Source organism: Paenibacillus zeirhizosphaerae (assembly GCF_030705605.1).
Taxonomy (GTDB): domain Bacteria; phylum Bacillota; class Bacilli; order Paenibacillales; family Paenibacillaceae; genus Paenibacillus; species Paenibacillus zeirhizosphaerae.
On record NZ_JAPCKK010000030.1, the window covers coordinates 1 to 17,036 of the forward strand.

At 50.6% G+C, this 17,036-nt stretch carries 16 protein-coding genes and 1 pseudogene; 15 read left to right on the top strand and 2 right to left on the bottom strand.

The window, feature by feature from the left end; all coding sequences use genetic code 11:
- Positions 1–181: 181 nt before the first annotated feature.
- Positions 182–808, bottom strand: coding sequence for a transcriptional repressor LexA (gene lexA, locus OIN60_RS17905; RefSeq protein WP_305756236.1), 627 nt, complete (start codon positions 806–808; stop codon positions 182–184).
- Between the two features lie 232 nt (positions 809–1,040).
- Here lexA and OIN60_RS17910 point away from each other — a divergent pair, with 232 nt between their 5' ends.
- The 4 genes from OIN60_RS17910 to OIN60_RS17925 all read left to right on the top strand — a co-directional run bounded on the left by OIN60_RS17910 (position 1,041) and on the right by OIN60_RS17925 (position 3,186).
- Positions 1,041–1,406 (top strand): LysM peptidoglycan-binding domain-containing protein, encoded by a 366-nt coding sequence (locus OIN60_RS17910; protein ID WP_305756237.1) that lies wholly within the window; start codon positions 1,041–1,043, stop codon positions 1,404–1,406.
- A 100-nt stretch (positions 1,407–1,506) separates the two neighbouring features.
- On the top strand, positions 1,507–1,710 hold the full coding sequence (locus tag OIN60_RS17915) for a DUF896 domain-containing protein (RefSeq protein ID WP_305756238.1): 204 nt from the start codon (positions 1,507–1,509) through the stop codon (positions 1,708–1,710).
- 98 nt (positions 1,711–1,808) lie between these two features.
- The gene (locus OIN60_RS17920; protein ID WP_305756239.1) at positions 1,809–2,333 is read left to right on the top strand and encodes a hypothetical protein; all 525 of its coding nucleotides are present in this window, start codon (positions 1,809–1,811) and stop codon (positions 2,331–2,333) included.
- A 58-nt stretch (positions 2,334–2,391) separates the two neighbouring features.
- Positions 2,392–3,186: an HAD family hydrolase gene (locus tag OIN60_RS17925; protein ID WP_305756240.1), complete on the top strand. Its 795-nt coding sequence runs from the start codon at positions 2,392–2,394 to the stop codon at positions 3,184–3,186.
- Between the two features lie 366 nt (positions 3,187–3,552).
- Here the strand turns inward: OIN60_RS17925 and mtnD are convergent, their stop codons facing one another.
- Entirely contained in the window at positions 3,553–4,095 is a 543-nt protein-coding gene (gene mtnD / locus OIN60_RS17930; RefSeq protein ID WP_305756241.1) for an acireductone dioxygenase, read from the bottom strand.
- 270 nt (positions 4,096–4,365) lie between these two features.
- Between mtnD and metH the strand changes: the two genes are divergently transcribed.
- The 11 genes and pseudogenes from metH to OIN60_RS17980 all read left to right on the top strand — a co-directional run bounded on the left by metH (position 4,366) and on the right by OIN60_RS17980 (position 17,019).
- Entirely contained in the window at positions 4,366–7,797 is a 3,432-nt protein-coding gene (gene metH / locus OIN60_RS17935; protein WP_305756242.1) for a methionine synthase, read from the top strand.
- 138 nt (positions 7,798–7,935) lie between these two features.
- Positions 7,936–8,859, top strand: a complete 924-nt coding sequence (gene rnz / locus OIN60_RS17940) for a ribonuclease Z (protein WP_305756243.1) — start codon at positions 7,936–7,938, stop codon at positions 8,857–8,859.
- A 392-nt stretch (positions 8,860–9,251) separates the two neighbouring features.
- Positions 9,252–10,049 (top strand): 5' nucleotidase NucF, encoded by a 798-nt coding sequence (nucF, locus tag OIN60_RS17945; protein WP_305756244.1) that lies wholly within the window; start codon positions 9,252–9,254, stop codon positions 10,047–10,049.
- A gap of 38 nt (positions 10,050–10,087) precedes the next feature.
- Positions 10,088–10,909: a bifunctional DNA-formamidopyrimidine glycosylase/DNA-(apurinic or apyrimidinic site) lyase gene (gene mutM, locus OIN60_RS17950; RefSeq protein WP_305756245.1), complete on the top strand. Its 822-nt coding sequence runs from the start codon at positions 10,088–10,090 to the stop codon at positions 10,907–10,909.
- Positions 10,899–11,747, top strand: a complete 849-nt coding sequence (locus OIN60_RS17955; protein WP_305756246.1) for a deoxyribonuclease IV — start codon at positions 10,899–10,901, stop codon at positions 11,745–11,747. Before mutM ends, OIN60_RS17955 begins: the two co-directional genes overlap by 11 nt.
- Before the next feature lie 43 nt (positions 11,748–11,790).
- Positions 11,791–12,129: a cyclic-phosphate processing receiver domain-containing protein gene (locus OIN60_RS17960; RefSeq protein WP_305756247.1), complete on the top strand. Its 339-nt coding sequence runs from the start codon at positions 11,791–11,793 to the stop codon at positions 12,127–12,129.
- A complete protein-coding gene (locus tag OIN60_RS17965; protein ID WP_305756248.1) occupies positions 12,126–12,440 on the top strand; it encodes a thioredoxin family protein in 315 nt (104 codons plus the stop codon). The genes OIN60_RS17960 and OIN60_RS17965 overlap by 4 nt, the downstream gene beginning before the upstream one ends.
- 12 nt (positions 12,441–12,452) lie before the next feature.
- A pseudogene (locus OIN60_RS22670) lies at positions 12,453–12,593 on the top strand (molybdenum ABC transporter ATP-binding protein); the annotation flags it as partial.
- A gap of 16 nt (positions 12,594–12,609) precedes the next feature.
- A complete protein-coding gene (locus OIN60_RS17970; protein WP_370872545.1) occupies positions 12,610–13,671 on the top strand; it encodes an SAM-dependent methyltransferase in 1,062 nt (353 codons plus the stop codon).
- A 169-nt stretch (positions 13,672–13,840) separates the two neighbouring features.
- Entirely contained in the window at positions 13,841–15,325 is a 1,485-nt protein-coding gene (locus tag OIN60_RS17975; protein ID WP_305756250.1) for a serine/threonine-protein kinase, read from the top strand.
- A 143-nt stretch (positions 15,326–15,468) separates the two neighbouring features.
- Complete coding sequence (locus tag OIN60_RS17980; protein ID WP_305756251.1) at positions 15,469–17,019, top strand: ABC-F family ATP-binding cassette domain-containing protein; 1,551 nt, start codon at positions 15,469–15,471, stop codon at positions 17,017–17,019.
- The last annotated feature ends 17 nt before the right edge of the window (positions 17,020–17,036 follow it).

Consider the following 17,036-nt stretch of genomic DNA (forward strand, 5'->3'; position numbering starts at 1 on the left):
GATCGCCAACCACCTGGCCAAGCTGGCCGGATAGGGCGATCTTCTTGTTTTCATAATGCTCAATACTTCAGGAATTCATTTCATTATCCAAACGAGCCCCAAAAAACAGGGCTTTGTCAACAACCTGACCCCTGCATGTTGTACATCACAACATGCAGGGGTGTTCTTCTGTGCAGCATGATTAGTGAAAATCTCTAAACAAACCGACAACCTTGCCCAAAATGCTGACTCTGGTCAAACGAAGCGGCTCATATTTTGGATTCTCGGGTTGAAGCCGGACATGATCTTTCTCTTTGTAGAAGGTCTTCACAGTAGCTTCGTCATCCTCGGTCATCGCGACCACAATATCTCCATTATTCGCCGTTTGCTGCTGTCTCACAATGACGTAGTCCCCGTTGGAAATGCCGGCCTCAATCATACTGTCACCGACAACATTCAGCATAAACATCTTGTCGTCACCTACAAATTGCTGCGGCAATGGAAAATAATCCTCGATGTTCTCCGTGGCTGTGATCGGGATACCTGCTGTTACCTTACCGACTACCGGAACGCGGGTCACGGTGTAGTTAAACGTATGCCCCTGATCCGAATCTTCCTGGCCAAGCAGTTCGATTGCCCGGGGCTTGGTAGGATCACGGCGGATGAGCCCTTTCTTCTCAAGTCGGTCAAGATGTCCATGGACAGTCGAACTGGACGCAAGTCCGACCGCTTCCCCAATCTCTCTTACAGAGGGAGGATATCCCTTTAAGCGAACCTCATTACGTATAAACTCCAAAATTGCCTGCTGTCTGCTGGAAATCTTAGACATACCCATCAACCCCATTTTAGTAACGTTTGGGAAAATTATAACATAGAACTGCCGTTCGTACAAACATAAGTTCTGAAAGTCGACAAATATTTTGCGGGAAGAAATAGCTTTCCGCTGAAATCAGAAACTGAAATAAAGGGAACATAAGTTCTAAGTTCATCTTGAACAAAACGTGTGTTCGTGTTATATTGATTTTGAAATGTATAAGAACAAATGTTTGGAGGTTGTTGACATGTTAAAGTACAGCACCTATCAAAGTATACATAATGAGTCTGCCATGCAGGATGAACAAGCAGATGGAAGGAGTCTTGTACCGAACAGACGTTCATACATCAGCATGCATCGCTTGTTGGTTGCCGTAGTCGTGCTTTGGATTTCCTTCGCAGGCTTGCTTACAGTATTTGCAGGTCCATCAGATCTTCATGCATCAGGCGAGAAGCTGATTGTACTTCCAGGAGATACGTTGTGGGAAATCGCTAAGACACACAAACCGGAGCAAATCGATACAAGAATTTATATAGAAGGAATTATTCGAATCAATGGGCTCGACAGCTCCGAAATCAGGGCGGGAGAGGTGCTGCAGCTGCCGGAATTTTAAAACTGGATGAAGAATGGAGCAGAGCTTGCGGAGAACCTTGACAAGCTCTTTTTAACGTGTCAAAGTGTATATATCTTTGCTTATTTTGGAGGGGACGAGATTGGATATTGACAGCTTGGTGGCGCGAATCAATGAACTGGCGCGTAAAGCAAAAGGAGAAGGCCTTACCGAGGAGGAAACGAAGGAAAGAGCTGAGCTTCGTGAAATTTACCTGGGCAACATACGTGCGAACTTCCGGCAACAATTGGAATCAATCGAGTTTGTGGATGACGAGTCCGACAATGATAAAGGACCGAAGCATTAACTAACGTATCGTTGATATACAGCCGGTGCTTTGGTCCCGTCTGCTTTGTGCAGATGGGCTGAAGCGTCGTCACTATATAGCAGGAAGGAAATGTGAATATGGCCGGTTCATTTGAAAGAAAAGTTCGTAAAAACATGGAGAAAGTCAACGAGCAGCGCAGAAAACAGGGAGGGCAGATCATCGGTAGCAGTACTGGTACTGCCGGAGATACATATTACGGACGCAATGTAACGGTTCCGATTATGCTGCTCGGTCTTTCTATCCTCTATCTGGTCATGACTATGTTCTGGACAAAGGTAGGCATGAGAGGCATGGATTGGCTGGTATTCGGGCTCTATGTTTTGCTGGCGGTTGTATTTTTCATCCGCCGTCCATACCTGAGGGTAGGCAAAACGGGGCTTTATACGCTGAAAGGCGGAAGAGAGCGTTCGATGACTGTAGATCAAATCAAGAGCATCAAGGTCCAGTCCGGATATGTCATTGTTGAGAGGCAGGGCAAGGGCGGTAACTGGGTTTTCAACAAAACATTGGGCCGGTATGATACCGTTGCCATCGCGGAACGGCTGGAGAAGTTTGCAGCTGCCAACCAGCTTCCTTTTCATTCGGAAGTGACCAAATCATAATTGCTGGAACAGGATGTAGCAGCATCAGGCCAATTGGATGAAGGAGTGGACAAGCGGAATGACGATTCAGGCGGTTATGTTTGATCTGGATGATACGCTGCTGTGGGATGAACGCAGTGTTGAAGAAGCATTTGCGGCGGTATGCCAAACGGCTTCCGATATAACCGGAGTTGATCCGGTCAAACTGGAGGAAGCGGTCAGAACAGAGGCTAGAATGCTTTATGAATCCTATGAGACCTTTCCTTTTACCAAAATGATAGGCATTAATCCTTTCGAGGGTTTGTGGGCGACCTTTGCCGGCGGAGAGCAGCCTGAATTCCGGAAGCTTGAGCAGTTGGCCCCGGTGTACAGGACGGAATCGTGGAGAAGAGGATTGGAGAAATTGGGGGTCGCCAATCCCGAGCTGGCGGAGAAGCTTGCCGAACAATTCGGGAACGAGCGCAGAGCACGTCCATATGTATATGAAGAAACCTTCCAGGTGCTTGATGAGCTTAAGGGCAGGTACAAACTGCTGCTGCTGACGAACGGATCCCCCTCGTTACAGCAGGAGAAGCTGGATGGAGTTCCCCAATTGATTCCTTATTTTGATCATATCGTCATTTCGGGTACCTTCGGAAAAGGCAAGCCGGACCCGTCCATTTTTGAGCATGCTTTGGGACTGCTTGGTATTGAACCACAGGTGGCAGTTATGGTTGGGGACAAGCTGACAACAGACATTAAGGGCGCGCTCTCAGCGGGAGTTCACGCGGTATGGGTGAACCGGAATAACAAGGCTAATACGGAGAACATTCATCCGGATTTTGAAATCAAGCATCTTACCGAGCTGGAGAATGTTATTCAATCCATCGCTTAAACGTACGGTAACGCAGCCCAGAACCCGTCCGGAGAGGAACTCTCTCCTGGGCGGGTTCTCGTATTTCCGAATATAACAAACAATGAAGAAGGTGCCCCCAAAGGTCTTGACCGGGGAACTCTTTTCGTGCGTGGGTGAGACGCTTCGAGAACGAAGCATTCCTACAATCACTGTTGACCCTTCGGGCCAAAGGTGAACGCTCCGCTTTTCCGGAATTGCTTCGTCCTCTCCGCTGCTGTTGTGCATCCCCCAACTTAACAAGAACAACCAGAAATCGCAATCTTCTGGTTTAACAAAATTGAAAAGGGGCTGCCCTAAGCCATTTTCATGACTTTTGGGGCACCCCCTTCATCACAAAAGCTATTTTTAAGCCTTAACGAAAGAAGGATCATCGTAGTGCTCGGCGATCCAGCCGTTCTCTTCAATAAAGAGACGAACAGCCACAATTTGCTGATTTTCCATCAGGGTAAAGAAGTGGGGAGTGTTTTCCGGTACGGAAATCACATCACCAGGTGACAATTCTACATTAAAGTAGCCGAGGTCGTCAGATCCCTTAATGATAAAGATACCTTTTCCTCCTACAATCGCCCGAATCTCGTCTTCTGTATGGGTGTGCACATCCTCGAATTTGGCCAGCAGCTCCTCCAGGTTCGGGGTAGCTTCGGACAGCGTTATGATGTCCCAAATTTTATAGCCGCGACGAGCGGCAAGGTCTTTAATTTCACTGTCAAAGGTGCTGAGGACTTGAGCCTTCTGTTCATCGTTGAGTGTAAAATTCTCTCTAAGCTCCTCGGGAAGCTTAGTTACGTCCCATTTCTCATATAATACCTCTTGTTTGGCAAGAAACTCCTGTACTGCTTCTTCACCTGTGATGCGTTCATTTGTATTCCGGATTACGATCTCAGCCATGTTCTCCCTCTTTTCCACTTGGAATTATTATATTAATTATGAATTATAGCGAATATTGGCTTACATGTCGATGTGAATTTGTGAAGATTTTTACTCATTATAACATGAAGTGCACGTGGAGAAACATACAGGGATATACTAGCGATAAATGGTCCCTGTTAAAAGGTCTGATTTTCATTAGTTAAGGGGTAAGTGCATACTTGTATGTGTTCAAGCAGAAATGTTTCTGCTAAACTAAGATTTAACGTTTTGCGAGGGGGAACAAGGGCGATGAAAGAAAGTTTGCAACTTGCAATACAACAGCGAATACTTATTCTCGACGGTGCAATGGGAACGATGATACAGCAGGAGGATCTTACCGCAGCGGATTTCGGTGGTGAGGAGCTCGAAGGCTGTAATGAAATGCTGGTACTGACGAGACCGGACGTGATTCAACGGATCCATGAGAAATACCTGGAAGCGGGGGCTGATCTGATTGAAACGAATACGTTCGGCGCTACTTCGGTTGTCCTTGCTGAATATGACATTGCAGATAAAGCGCGCGAAATCAATCTCGCTGCGGCCCATCTGGCCCGTGCGGCGGTAGATGCTTTCCAGACACCGGATAAACCCCGGTTTGTCGTGGGGGCCATGGGACCCACCACAAAAACGCTGTCCGTCACGGGCGGTGTAACCTTTGCCGAGCTTGTGGACAGCTACGAAGAGCAGGCGTTAGCCCTCATCGAGGGCGGAGTGGATCTGCTGCTGCTTGAAACTTCACAGGATACACTGAATGTAAAAGCAGGCGGTATCGGGATTCGGCAGGCCTTTGCCAAAAGCGGCATTGAACTGCCGTTGATGATTTCCGGCACGATTGAGCCTATGGGCACAACTCTTGCCGGTCAAAATATTGAGTCTTTCTATATTTCACTGGAGCATCTACACCCGATTTCCGTCGGGCTGAACTGTGCGACCGGGCCTGAATTCATGAGGGATCATATCCGCTCCTTGTCCGACATGTCGTCGGCTGCGGTCAGTTGTTACCCTAACGCAGGCCTTCCGGATGAGAACGGGCAGTATCATGAATCACCGGAATCCCTGGCGAGAAAGCTGGGCGGATTTGCGGAAAAGGGCTGGCTGAATATCGCGGGGGGCTGCTGTGGCACCACGCCTGAGCATATCCAGGCGATGGCTGAAGAAATGGCCAAGTACCCGCCCCGCCCACTTCACGGGCAGCATCCGCCAGCTATTGCGGGGATTGAGACCGTCTACATTGAGCAGGACAACCGTCCTTATATGGTAGGGGAGCGGACGAACGTTCTCGGATCACGCAAGTTTAAACGGCTTATCGTTGAAGGCAAATATGAGGAGGCCTCGGAGATCGCCCGTGCTCAGGTGAAGAACGGAGCTCATATCGTGGACGTTTGCCTTCAGGACCCCGACAGGGATGAAACTTCGGACATGGAAGCTTTTCTGAAGCTGGTCGTCAACAAAGTGAAGGTGCCTTTAATGATCGACACGACGGACCCTGCGGTTGTGGATCTGTCACTGCAATACACGCAAGGGAAAGGGATTATTAATTCCATTAACCTTGAGGATGGGGAAGAAAAATTTGAACAGGTCGTACCGCTGATTCATAAATACGGAGCCGCAGTCGTTGTCGGCACGATTGACGAGCGTGGTCAGGCCATCAAAAGGCAAGATAAGCTGGAGGTAGCCAAACGGTCTTACGACCTGCTTGTTCATAAGTATGGTCTTTCTCCCGAGGATCTGATCTTTGACACGCTGGTGTTCCCGGTCGGAACCGGTGATGAGCAATACATTGGCTCTGCTGAGGAGACTATTGAAGGAATTCGTGTAATTAAAGAGGCGCTTCCCGGCGTACACACGATTCTCGGCATAAGCAATGTCTCGTTTGGCCTGCCGGAAGCCGGACGTGAGGTGTTGAATTCGGTGTTTTTGTATGAATGCACCAAGGCCGGTCTGGACTATGCGATTGTAAATACGGAGAAGCTTGAACGCTATGCCTCGATTCCTGCACATGAGCGGAAGCTGGCAGAGGATCTGATTTACAATACGAATGATGAGACACTGGCGCTCTTCGTTGCGGCATTTCGGAACAAAAAGGTGGAGAAAAAGGAGAAGACCTCGAACCTGACCCTTGAAGAGCGTCTTGCCACCTATGTGGTGGAAGGCAGTAAGGAAGGGCTGATTCCTGATTTGGATGAAGCGTTAACCAAGTATTCGCCGCTGGCGATCATCAATGGTCCGCTGATGGCCGGAATGGAAGAGGTCGGGCGCCTGTTTAACAATAATGAATTGATTGTTGCTGAGGTTCTGCAAAGCGCTGAAGTCATGAAGACCTCCGTTGCGCATTTGGAGCAATTTATGGAGAAGAGCGAGACCTCGGTTAAGGGCAAAATCATTCTTGCTACCGTTAAAGGGGACGTTCACGATATTGGAAAAAACCTGGTCGAAATCATACTCTCGAATAACGGTTACCGCATCATTAATCTGGGTATAAAGGTACCACCGGAACGGATTATTGAAGCCTATCGTGAAGAGAAGGCGGATGTGATTGGTCTGTCCGGGCTGCTCGTGAAATCGGCACAGCAGATGATCATTACAGCCCAGGACCTGAAGACGGCGGGGATTGATGCTCCGATCATGGTAGGCGGGGCAGCATTAACCCGTAAGTTTACCAAAAATCGTATCAGACCTGAATACGACGGTCTCGTCTTATACGCTAAAGACGCTATGGACGGTCTGGACCTGGCTAATAAATTAATGAATCCTGAAGCACGCAGGCTGATGGTGGAAGAGGCAGAGAACGAAAAAGAAACGGAGACGGCGGTCGAGACGAAACCGTTGCCTAAATTAACTCGCGTTGAACGCTCCAATATATCAACGGATGTCCCTGTCTATATTCCGCCTGATCTGGAGCGGCACGTGCTCCGCAATTACCCGATCGGGCACATTCTGCCGTATGTGAACATGCAAATGCTGCTGGGGCATCATTTGGGCCTGAAGGGTAATGTAGACCAGTTGCTGGCGTCGGGCGACCCTAAAGCGGTCAGCCTGAAGGAGACCGTGGACGGGATTCTGAAAGCGGCTGTGCAGGATTCGATCATACAGGCGCATGCGATGTACCGCTTCTTCCCGGCCCAGTCGGAAGGAAATGATATTTTGGTCTATGATCCCGCGGATGTCAGTAAGGTGCTGCATCGTTTCTCATTCCCGCGGCAGCAGGTTGAGCCTTACTTGTGCCTTGCGGATTTCCTTAAACCGGTAAGTTCAGGTACAATGGATTACGTCGGTTTTCTGGTCGTGACAGCCGGTCATGGTATTCGCGAGCTGTCCACAGTATGGAAGGACCAAGGGGATTATTTGCGGTCACATGCACTGCAGGCGGTTGCCCTGGAGACGGCCGAAGGGCTTGCTGAACGGATTCATCATATGATGCGGGACAACTGGGGTTTCCCGGATCCGGCCGATATGACGATGAAGCAGCGGCTTGGGGCAAGATATCAAGGGATTCGCGTCTCGTTCGGTTATCCGGCATGCCCCGATCTCGAGGATCAGGGTCCGCTTTTCCGCCTGATGAAGCCGGAGGATATCGGCGTCGAATTGACGGAGGGGTACATGATGGAGCCGGAAGCTTCCGTTTCAGCCATGGTCTTTGCCCATCCGCAGGCCCAATATTTTAATGTGGATAAAGCCTAGGCGGTCTTAGACAAGTCGGAAAGAGAGCGGCCTCTTCCCCGGCTTGCGGGCACCGCAAGGGAGCAGAAGAGGTTGGCGGCAGAATCCTCCGGGCTTCGGAGGTTTTTTGCTGCCCAGCAGGAAGAAGGTTGAATAAGTATGGACATTTATTTTTTGGGCACAAACGCTGGCGTTCCCACTCTGCAGCGAAATGTTACTTCAGTAGCGTTGCGGCTGCTGGAGGAACGCAGAACGATGTGGCTGTTTGACTGCGGAGAAGGAACACAGCAGCAGATTCTGCGGTCGCCGCTGAAGCTGAGCAAGCTTGAGAAAATATTCATTACACATCTTCACGGAGACCATTTGTTCGGTCTGCCCGGATTGCTGTCCAGCAGGGCGTACCAGGGTGGAACGTCTCCGTTGACCGTATATGGTCCTGCCGGACTGAAGCAGTATATTGATATGTCCCTGGAGCTGAGCCAGTCGCGCATTAACTATAGGCTGGACGTCGTCGAGCATCATGGCGGACTGATTTTCGAAGACGAGCAGTTCAAGGTGGAGGCAGCTCTGTTGGAGCACCGGGTCGACAGCTATGGTTACCGTGTGACGGAGAAGGATAAGCCAGGTAAGCTGGACGCCGCCGTTATGGAGAAATACGGTATCCGTCCCGGCCCGTTGTATGGCAAGCTTAAGCGGGGGGAAGCGATTGAACTGGATGACGGCCGCGTGATACAGCCTCGGGAAGTGCTTGGTGTACCGAAGAAGGGGCGGATTGTGACCATTTTGGGGGATACCCGTCCTTGCCGGAATGCGCTGCTGTTGTCCGAGGGGGCTAACCTTATGATCCATGAAGCCACATTTCTGCATGATCTGGCGGAAACGGCATACGAATACCATCACAGTACCTCGCTGCAAGCAGCCGAGACGGCCAAAGATGCGGGTGCGGGAGCACTAATCATGACCCATTTTAGCTCAAGGTACAAGGATATGGATCAGCTACAGGAGCTGCTGGACGAGGCAAAGTCAGTCTTTCCAAACAGCATGCTGGCAGAAGAACATGTACTGTTTCAGGTGCCCTGCTGAATCTGAGTTGTAATGATTTGCATGAATCTGTGAGATAAAGGTGCTGGAGCTCCTTCCGGTGCCTTTATTTCACGTATGGGACGGCTTATTATTTTCCGGGAAAGCGCAGAAACTGACAAGGGTACAGTGAAAAAACTTCCTTGAAAAAACAGCTCTCGATGCTTTTCGACGCAAGAATGCCCCAGAATAAGATCTACATAACTTTTTTGACATTTTCAACGATCACATCTTTTGAAAATTAGTTGGGGAATAATTGGACGTAAGGCACGTATTTCCTTAAGATAATAGATAAGGTTTACTGAGGCTGGATGGATACATGATAGCAGGCGAATTATTCATACCCTAAATGTTTAATGACATGAATTTCTAGGGTTTAGGCAGGGGGAAGGTACATGACCGCACTACTTATTGATCTTGACGGAACGATGTATCATGGCACCCGGATGATCGAAGGAGCCGATCATTTTATCCGCACATGCCGTGAGAAGGGGATTCCCTTCTTATTTGTAACCAACAACTCTTCGCGTACACCGGAGGCCATCGCTAACATGCTCCGTGGAATGGGGATCGAGGCAGCAGGGGAAGAAATATGCACCTCCGCTCAAGCGGCGGCGGCGTATGTATCCCGGCAGCGCTCGGGAGCCAAGGTATATTGTATTGGAGAAGACGGTCTGCAGCAGGCTCTCATCCATGCAGGCTTACAATTGGTTGAAGAGCAGCCTGATTACGTTGTACAGGGAATTGACCGTAATTTTACATATGTCAAGCTGTCTGCCGCCATGAACTGGATCATGCAAGGAGCCTCCTTTATAATGACCAACCCGGATTTTCAGCTTCCTTCGCACGAAGGACTCACCCCGGGAGCGGGTACCATTGGGGCGGCTATAGAGGCTGCCTCTCAGACGAAGCCTGTTGTTATCGGCAAACCGTCCAGCATCCTGATGGATTATGCGTTGCGACTATTGGGGGTCAGGGCGGAACAAGCCGTCGTTATAGGGGATAATATGTTAACGGATATTGCCGCCGGTGCAGCCGCTGGGTGCAGAACGGCTCTCGTGATGACTGGTGTGACAACTCATGCCAATATGGATATGCACATTCAGTTGGCGGGTATCCGCCCTGATTATGTTTGCGGTAGTTTAAGCGAGCTCTGGGGCAGCGGTTTGCGACTCGAAAATGAACATTTGTGATAAGTAAAAATTTACAGCTTAGAAGGGATAGATACGATATGCCGGAACTTCCTGAGATGGAGAACTACCGGGCACTATTGTCCGGTCGGATTTTGGATAAACCGATTACCGGAGTAACGGTCAATCGCGAAAAATCAATCAACCTGGATGCGGATGTATTCCACTCGCAACTGCTTGGCAGCTCGATTGTGTATATTGAGCGGCGCGGAAAACATCTGATTTTTCATTTGAACACTGGCAAGCGGCTGTTGCTGCATCTCATGCTGGGAGGGATGTTATATGTGGCTGCTCCAGGCGAATCCATCAAGCGCTCGACCCAGGTTGAAATTGAATTCGGCGGAGAAACGCTGCTGTTCATCGGACTAAGATTGGGGTTCCTGCATCTGCTTAATGCCAAGGAGACGATTGAAGCTTTGGCTGGGCTCGGGCCTGAGCCGCTGGACCCGCGCATGACACTGCAGGCATTTGCTTCTTTGCTGAAGGGCAGGCGCGGTTCGCTGAAAAGCACGCTGATCAATCAGCATGTCATTGCCGGCATCGGTAATTGTTATGCGGACGAAATTGCTTTCGAAGCAGGGCTTGCACCGGCTTCAAAGATGCAAAATATTACCGCGTCTGCGGAGCAGGTCGAAAGGCTGTATGAGGCGGTTCGGTCTGTACTTCAGGAAGCCTATATGCATGGGGGCTATATGGAGATGCCGTTGATGCAGGGGGATTCCAAAACGGGCGGTTTTGATGAAAAATGCCAGGTCTATGACCGTGAAGGAGAGGCATGCTCGCGGTGCGGGGGAACCATTCGCAGGGAAGAGCAGGCCGGACGCAAGGTGTTTTACTGTCCGGATTGCCAGCATGAAGTCTAGATGTTATATCGGGGCGCATGTCAGCACACGTGGCGGCTTTTATAAAGCAGCTCAACGTGCCAGAGAGACCGGGGCACTGTCCTTTCAATATTTTCCGAAAAATCCGCGCAGTCTGGCTCTGAAGACACTGGATCCCTCCGATGCGGAAGAGTGCAGAGCTTATTGTGAAATGCATCATTTAAAGTCGATTGCCCATTCGCCTTATCCTGTTAACCCTGCAGCGGGTGCTTCCAGGGGAGAGGAAGGATATGAGCTAATGGTCGCTTCACTGCTCAATGATCTGGCGATTGCGGAAGCCTGTGGTTCTGTGGGGATCGTTGTGCATTTTGGCCACCTGCGCAGCAACGATCCTCTGGAAGGGTATAAAAACATGATAAGCTGCCTGGATGCCGTCCTAAGCCGCTGGACAGGTAACGCCAAAATTCTGATTGAAAACCAGGCAGGCGATCATGGCCCGATGGGGACAACGCTGGAGGAAATGGTTCAGATTCGCAGCTTGAGCAGGCATGGGGAACGAATCGGTTTTTGCTTGGATACCTGCCATGCTTTTGCTGCGGGGCTTTGGAATGGCGGCACGGATGAAACCCTGCTGGAAAAAGGAGAAAAGCTTGGTTACTGGAGCGCCCTTTGCGCGGTTCATCTGAATGATTCGCGTTATCCGGCAGGGGAAAGAAAAGACCGCCACGCGAGAATCGGCACCGGCTATATCGGTGAACAGGGATTCCGCTGGCTGCTGAAACAGCATCCTTTTCATCATATTCCGTTGGTCATGGAGACGGAGCCTGGTGAAGACGGTACACATCGGGAAGACATTCGTAAAGTGCTAGAATGGTGTTAAAGGTTTACCAAATGAACTGTCGGGGCAGGAAGGGAGGTGCCGAATGAACTTATACATGGATGATTACCGGCGCTGCCCGCCGGGTTTTACGCTCGCTCGTGATGCGGAGGAATGCCTGCTGCTGCTCCGCGAATACAAGGTGGAAATCCTTTCTCTGGATTATGATTTGGGGCCTGGAGAGCCGACGGGGCTGGAGGTGGCTGCCGGGATGGTCAGGGAAAGATTATTTCCGGAACAGATATACCTTCACTCGTCCAGCCTGTCCGGCAGAAGGCAAATGTACGAAATGCTGTATGACAACCTGCCTGAGGGTGTGCAACTGTGTAACCACCCGGTTCCTCCAGAGCTGCTTAGCTCGATTGAGGGGAGGGAGCGGCGGTGAGAGAGCGGAATCAGCAGGAACTGCGTCGGGATATTTGGGAAGGCTGCCGGTTCGCATTGTTTGTGTATATTCCGATGTGCGGTACCTGTGCTGTGGCAAAGAAAATGCTTGAGATTGTCGGGCATATGCTGCAGGAGGATATTATCGTGCAAAGCAATATTAACACGATACCTGATCTTGTACAGGAGTATCGTATTTCCAGCGTGCCTGCACTGCTGCTCTTCAATGGCGAGCGCTCTGCACCGAAAATTATATACAGAATGGAATCCGTACAGCATTTGCTGGAACAGATAAGAGGCGGCGTGACATAGCAGTTGTATGCGTTACGGGACGGCAGAGTGGCTGCTGCGGGTCTGAAGGAAGAGGTTTTAACAAAAGAAACAATTATGCATACGTATGAGATTCCGGTCGAGCTGCGATGGAATGATGAGCGCCCGTGGATCCGGGTATGCGCTGGAGGTTAAGGGTATTTTGAATGAGATAGATGAACATTTCCGGGGTAATGATGAACAGCCGACCGTAAATTCGCGCTTTATATGTACAGCCAATCACGGCTTTGCGCCGTATGCTCAGGAAGAGCTGCGGCGGCTGTTCGGTTCGGTGAAATCAACCGTGCTGGTTGCGGGGGAGGTGCTGCTCGTAACGCTGCCTGACGAAACCATATCGGCGGTGGATCAGATTAAAGCGCATGCGCCGATGTTTCTGCGTCATTTGTTCCCGGTCCAGTTTCAGGAGGAGGGAAGCAGCGTGGAAGCAGCGCTCAGCCGTCTGGCATCCTTCGTCATGAACCGGAGTGAGCTGCAAGGGCAGATTCTGTCCGTACAGGTTCGCAAAACGAATGACAGTCATTGGGAAGAAAGCGCGGGAGCACTGAAGCAGGCCATCATGGACAAGCTGGCGGACGCGGCCTTCGATTTTGCCGTTCGCGGAGCTGACTTTGTCCTGTCCCTGTTTGTAGCCAAGGATTTCTGGTATGCCGGTATTTCTAGAGCTGACGATAACCTGTCCGACTGGAGCGGAGGGGCTGTGCGTTTCCAGAAGGAGGAGGGACAGGTGTCACGCGCCAAGTTTAAGCTGCTGGAGGCGGAAGCGGCCTTTGGCATCGATTTTACGGTGTTCCGGAAAGCACTTGATATCGGTGCGGCCCCAGGGGGCTGGACTTCGTTCCTGCTGGAACGGGGATTGCAGGTGACGGCGGTGGACCCGGCACGTATGGACTCGTCTGTGCTGCAATCCCCACGCCTGACGTTTCTCCGTAAAAATGCGGGAGAGGTCAAATTCCGTGACAGCGAGTTTGATGTGCTGGTCTGTGATATGAGCTGGAGTCCGAAGCAGATGGCGAAGCTGGTCACAGGTCTGTTATACAGCCTTGCCAGAGGAGGGAGCGCTATTGTAACCGTGAAGCTGATGCACAAAAAGCCGCTGGCGCTTATTCAGGATGTCATCTCCTCCTTTGAGCAGGCGGGAATGCAGGTGCAGCAGGCGAAGCAGTTGTTCCATAACCGGGACGAAATTACGCTTTACATGATTAAATATTCATAATATTAAAGGTTTGCGGAAGTGCCGCAGGTACTCTATAATGAATCCAAATTGCAGTTAACGAAAAGTATAGAGCAGATAAGCAGGGAAAGCATCCCGTAAAGAACTCCTTCAGTGGACAAGTCTTTATGGTGAGAGCTTTCTTTTTTTGCTTTTAAGGGGGAGCAGGACAGTGAAACAGAATCCGGAGCGTGAGCCCGGTTATGTATTGGGCGGGAGATACCGTATATGCCGGTTGATCGGCAGAGGGGGCATGAGCCGTGTCTATATGGCGGAGGATCTAAAGCTGACGGGGAAAATATGGGCCGTTAAGGAGACGGCCGCTGATAAAGAGCTTATGGGAGCGTGGAGGGCGGAAGCGGAAATGCTGAGCTCACTCAATCATCCGAGACTGCCGCGGATCGTTGATTTTTTTGATTACAGCAGCGAAGGCCATGTATATCTGGTGATGGATTATATCGGAGGCATGACGCTTGAGGCTTATTTACAGAGGAATGGCGAGTTCATGGATAGCGGGAAAATCATATCGTTTGCACTGGAGCTGCTGGATGTGCTCAGCTATTTGCATAACCATAAGCCGCCCGTCATCCATCGGGATCTGAAGCCATCCAATATTATGGTCACTCCGGAGCGGGAGCTGAGACTGGTCGATTTCGGAACGGCAAGGAATTACAGCAGCGGCAGCAGCCAGGATACCGTCAAGCTGGGGACGGTCGGATTTGCGGCTCCCGAGCAGTATGGGAGTGGTCAGTCCGATGCCAGATCCGATCTTTATGGGCTTGGCGCACTGATGCTGTATTTATGCACAGAGGGCAGATTCAGCGAATGGACACCTGCCGCAGAAGAGGCGTTTCGTTCCGGGATGCCGCGTGATCTGGTACTGATTATTCGTCGGCTTCTTAAAGCCGACCCAAGGGAACGATTTCAGACCGCCAAGGAGGTTATGCAGGAATTAAGGCAAGTGTCTGCGCCATTGACTGCCGGGCCTGCACCAGCAACCGAAGCAAAATATACCGGCACTCGGGTGATTGCCCTGCTTGGGGCATCCTCTGGCTGCGGAGTCACGCATATGGCTATTGCCATCGGCCACTATCTTGCACGGCAGGGCGGCAAAGTAGCCGTTGCAGAACTGAATAGCAGCTCACAATCCTTTTCAAGGATACAGGTGCTGCTGGAGGGAGAGTCAACTGCGGGGGTAGACGGGTCAAAGCAATTTTATTTTGAAGGGGTGCGGTACTGCCGTCAAACATCAACGGAGGAGGTCATTACTCTGTTAAGCGGAGGCTTCGATTTTATAGTTCTTGACCTGGGCAGCGGTACGGACCCCGAGGGGCTGGATGAATTTCTGCGGGCTGATTATCCGGTGATTGTCGGTTCCGCTGCCGAGTGGAAAATGCCGGATCTGGTGATGTTTGCACGGGCTTTGTCTAGGTACCCGCAGCAGAGGTGGAGCTTCTGCCTTCCTTTGGCTACCAGTGATGCCGCCCGCCGACTTGGAAAGGAGCTGAGCACGTCCAATGTATACACCATCCCTCTTCATCTGGATCCTTTTGAACCCAATGAAGAAATGGACGATACTCTGTCTACCTTGTTTAAAGACGCTGTTCCAGGACCTAGGCGAAAACGGCTGTTGTTTGCTCCGCGCAGAAGACGGTGATGCTGCAAGGTGCAGAGGATGAAATCATTTTTGCTTTGCCGGTTCCAGAAGGGCTCCTTCTTATGCTACAATAAGGCTTTGAAAGCAAGCAAGCCGGAGTAAATACTGTAGTTTAATGAATAATAAGGAGCCAGCTAACAGTTATGAGTTTATTAACAGTAGAAGATGTTTCCCATAATTTTGGAGACAGAACATTATTTAAAAATGTATCGTTCCGCCTGCTGCCGGGAGAGCATGTCGGTCTGGTGGGTGCCAACGGTGTCGGCAAATCGACGCTCATGAATATTTTGACAGGCCAGCAGTTGCGCGACAACGGTAAAGTTGAATGGACGCCGAAGGTCCGTTACGGCTATCTGGATCAGCACACGAAGCTGACTCCGGGAAAGACGGTGCGGGATGTGCTGAAGGATGCATTCCTGCCGCTGCTTGAGCTAGAGAATGAATTGAATGAGGTTACGGGTAAAATGGCCGAGGCCACACCGGATGAGCTTGAAGTGCTGCTGGAGCGGATGGGTGAAATCCAGGAGCAACTGGAGATCGGCGATTTTTATCTGATTGACGTGAAAGTAGAAGAGATGGCTAATGGCCTTGGGCTTGCTGCAATCGGGCTGGACCGTGACGTGGCATCATTAAGCGGGGGGCAGCGGACGAAGGTGCTTCTGGCCAAGCTGTTGCTGGAGAAGCCGAATGTGCTGCTGCTGGACGAGCCTACGAACTATCTGGATGTCGAGCATATCGAGTGGCTGACGCGTTACCTGAAGGACTATCCATATGCCTTTATGCTGATTTCGCATGATACGGAGTTTATGAATCAGGTCGTAAACGTAATCTATCATCTGGAATTCGGCAAGTTGAACCGCTATACGGCGAATTATGAGAAGTTCCTTGAAATGGCTGATATTCAGAAGTCCCAGCACATCGAGGCGTATGAAAAGCAGCAGGAATACATTAAGAAGCAGGAGGACTTCATTCAGCGCAACAAGGCGAGGGCTTCCACCTCAGGCCGAGCCAAGAGCCGTGAGAAGCAGCTCGACCGGGTTGAGCGTATTGACAAGCCAGAGGAAGCCGCCAAGCCGACGTTCCAGTTTAAGGAAGCACGGGCCAGCGGCAAAACGGTTTTTGAAGGCATTGACTTTGAAATTGGTTATTCCCATCCGCTGCTGCCGAAAATGTCCATTACGATCGAGCGGGGAGAGAAGATCGCCATCGTCGGATATAACGGTGTCGGCAAATCAACGCTGCTCAAAACGATTCTTGGCAAAATACCGGCGCTGAGTGGAAAAACGTATACAGGAGACTTTCTTTTGCCTGCTTATTTCGAGCAAGAGGTTCGTCCCGAGCGGATCACACCGCTCGACGATGTCTGGAATGAGTTCCCGCATCTGAACCAGCATGAGGTACGTGCCCATCTTGCCCGCTGTGGATTGAAAAACGATCACATCACCCGTCCGCTGTCCGCCCTTAGTGGGGGAGAGCAGGCCAAGGTGCGCCTCTGCAAGCTGCTGATGCGCGAAAGCAATTGGGTGCTGTTTGACGAACCGACCAACCATCTGGATGTAACGGCGAAGGAAGAGCTGAAGCGTGCGCTGAAGGAATATAAAGGCACAGTGCTGCTCGTATCCCACGAACCTGAATTTTATAAGGATTGGGTAACAAGAGTCTGGAACGTTGAAGAGTGGTCGGCTAAAGTCTGATATGCGTCTAGGCAGGT

Excerpts from the sequence above, each read along its gene's own strand:
- lexA (WP_305756236.1), bottom strand. The coding sequence starts at position 808 with ATGTCTAAGATTTCCAGCAGACAGCAGGCAATTTTGGAGTTTATACGT.
- OIN60_RS17910 (WP_305756237.1), top strand. The coding sequence starts at position 1,041 with ATGTTAAAGTACAGCACCTATCAAAGTATACATAATGAGTCTGCCATG.
- OIN60_RS17920 (WP_305756239.1), top strand. The coding sequence starts at position 1,809 with ATGGCCGGTTCATTTGAAAGAAAAGTTCGTAAAAACATGGAGAAAGTC.
- OIN60_RS17925 (WP_305756240.1), top strand. The coding sequence starts at position 2,392 with ATGACGATTCAGGCGGTTATGTTTGATCTGGATGATACGCTGCTGTGG.
- mtnD (WP_305756241.1), bottom strand. The coding sequence starts at position 4,095 with ATGGCTGAGATCGTAATCCGGAATACAAATGAACGCATCACAGGTGAA.
- metH (WP_305756242.1), top strand. The coding sequence starts at position 4,366 with ATGAAAGAAAGTTTGCAACTTGCAATACAACAGCGAATACTTATTCTC.
- rnz (WP_305756243.1), top strand. The coding sequence starts at position 7,936 with ATGGACATTTATTTTTTGGGCACAAACGCTGGCGTTCCCACTCTGCAG.
- nucF (WP_305756244.1), top strand. The coding sequence starts at position 9,252 with ATGACCGCACTACTTATTGATCTTGACGGAACGATGTATCATGGCACC.
- mutM (WP_305756245.1), top strand. The coding sequence starts at position 10,088 with ATGCCGGAACTTCCTGAGATGGAGAACTACCGGGCACTATTGTCCGGT.
- OIN60_RS17955 (WP_305756246.1), top strand. The coding sequence starts at position 10,899 with ATGAAGTCTAGATGTTATATCGGGGCGCATGTCAGCACACGTGGCGGC.
- OIN60_RS17960 (WP_305756247.1), top strand. The coding sequence starts at position 11,791 with ATGAACTTATACATGGATGATTACCGGCGCTGCCCGCCGGGTTTTACG.
- OIN60_RS17980 (WP_305756251.1), top strand. The coding sequence starts at position 15,469 with ATGAGTTTATTAACAGTAGAAGATGTTTCCCATAATTTTGGAGACAGA.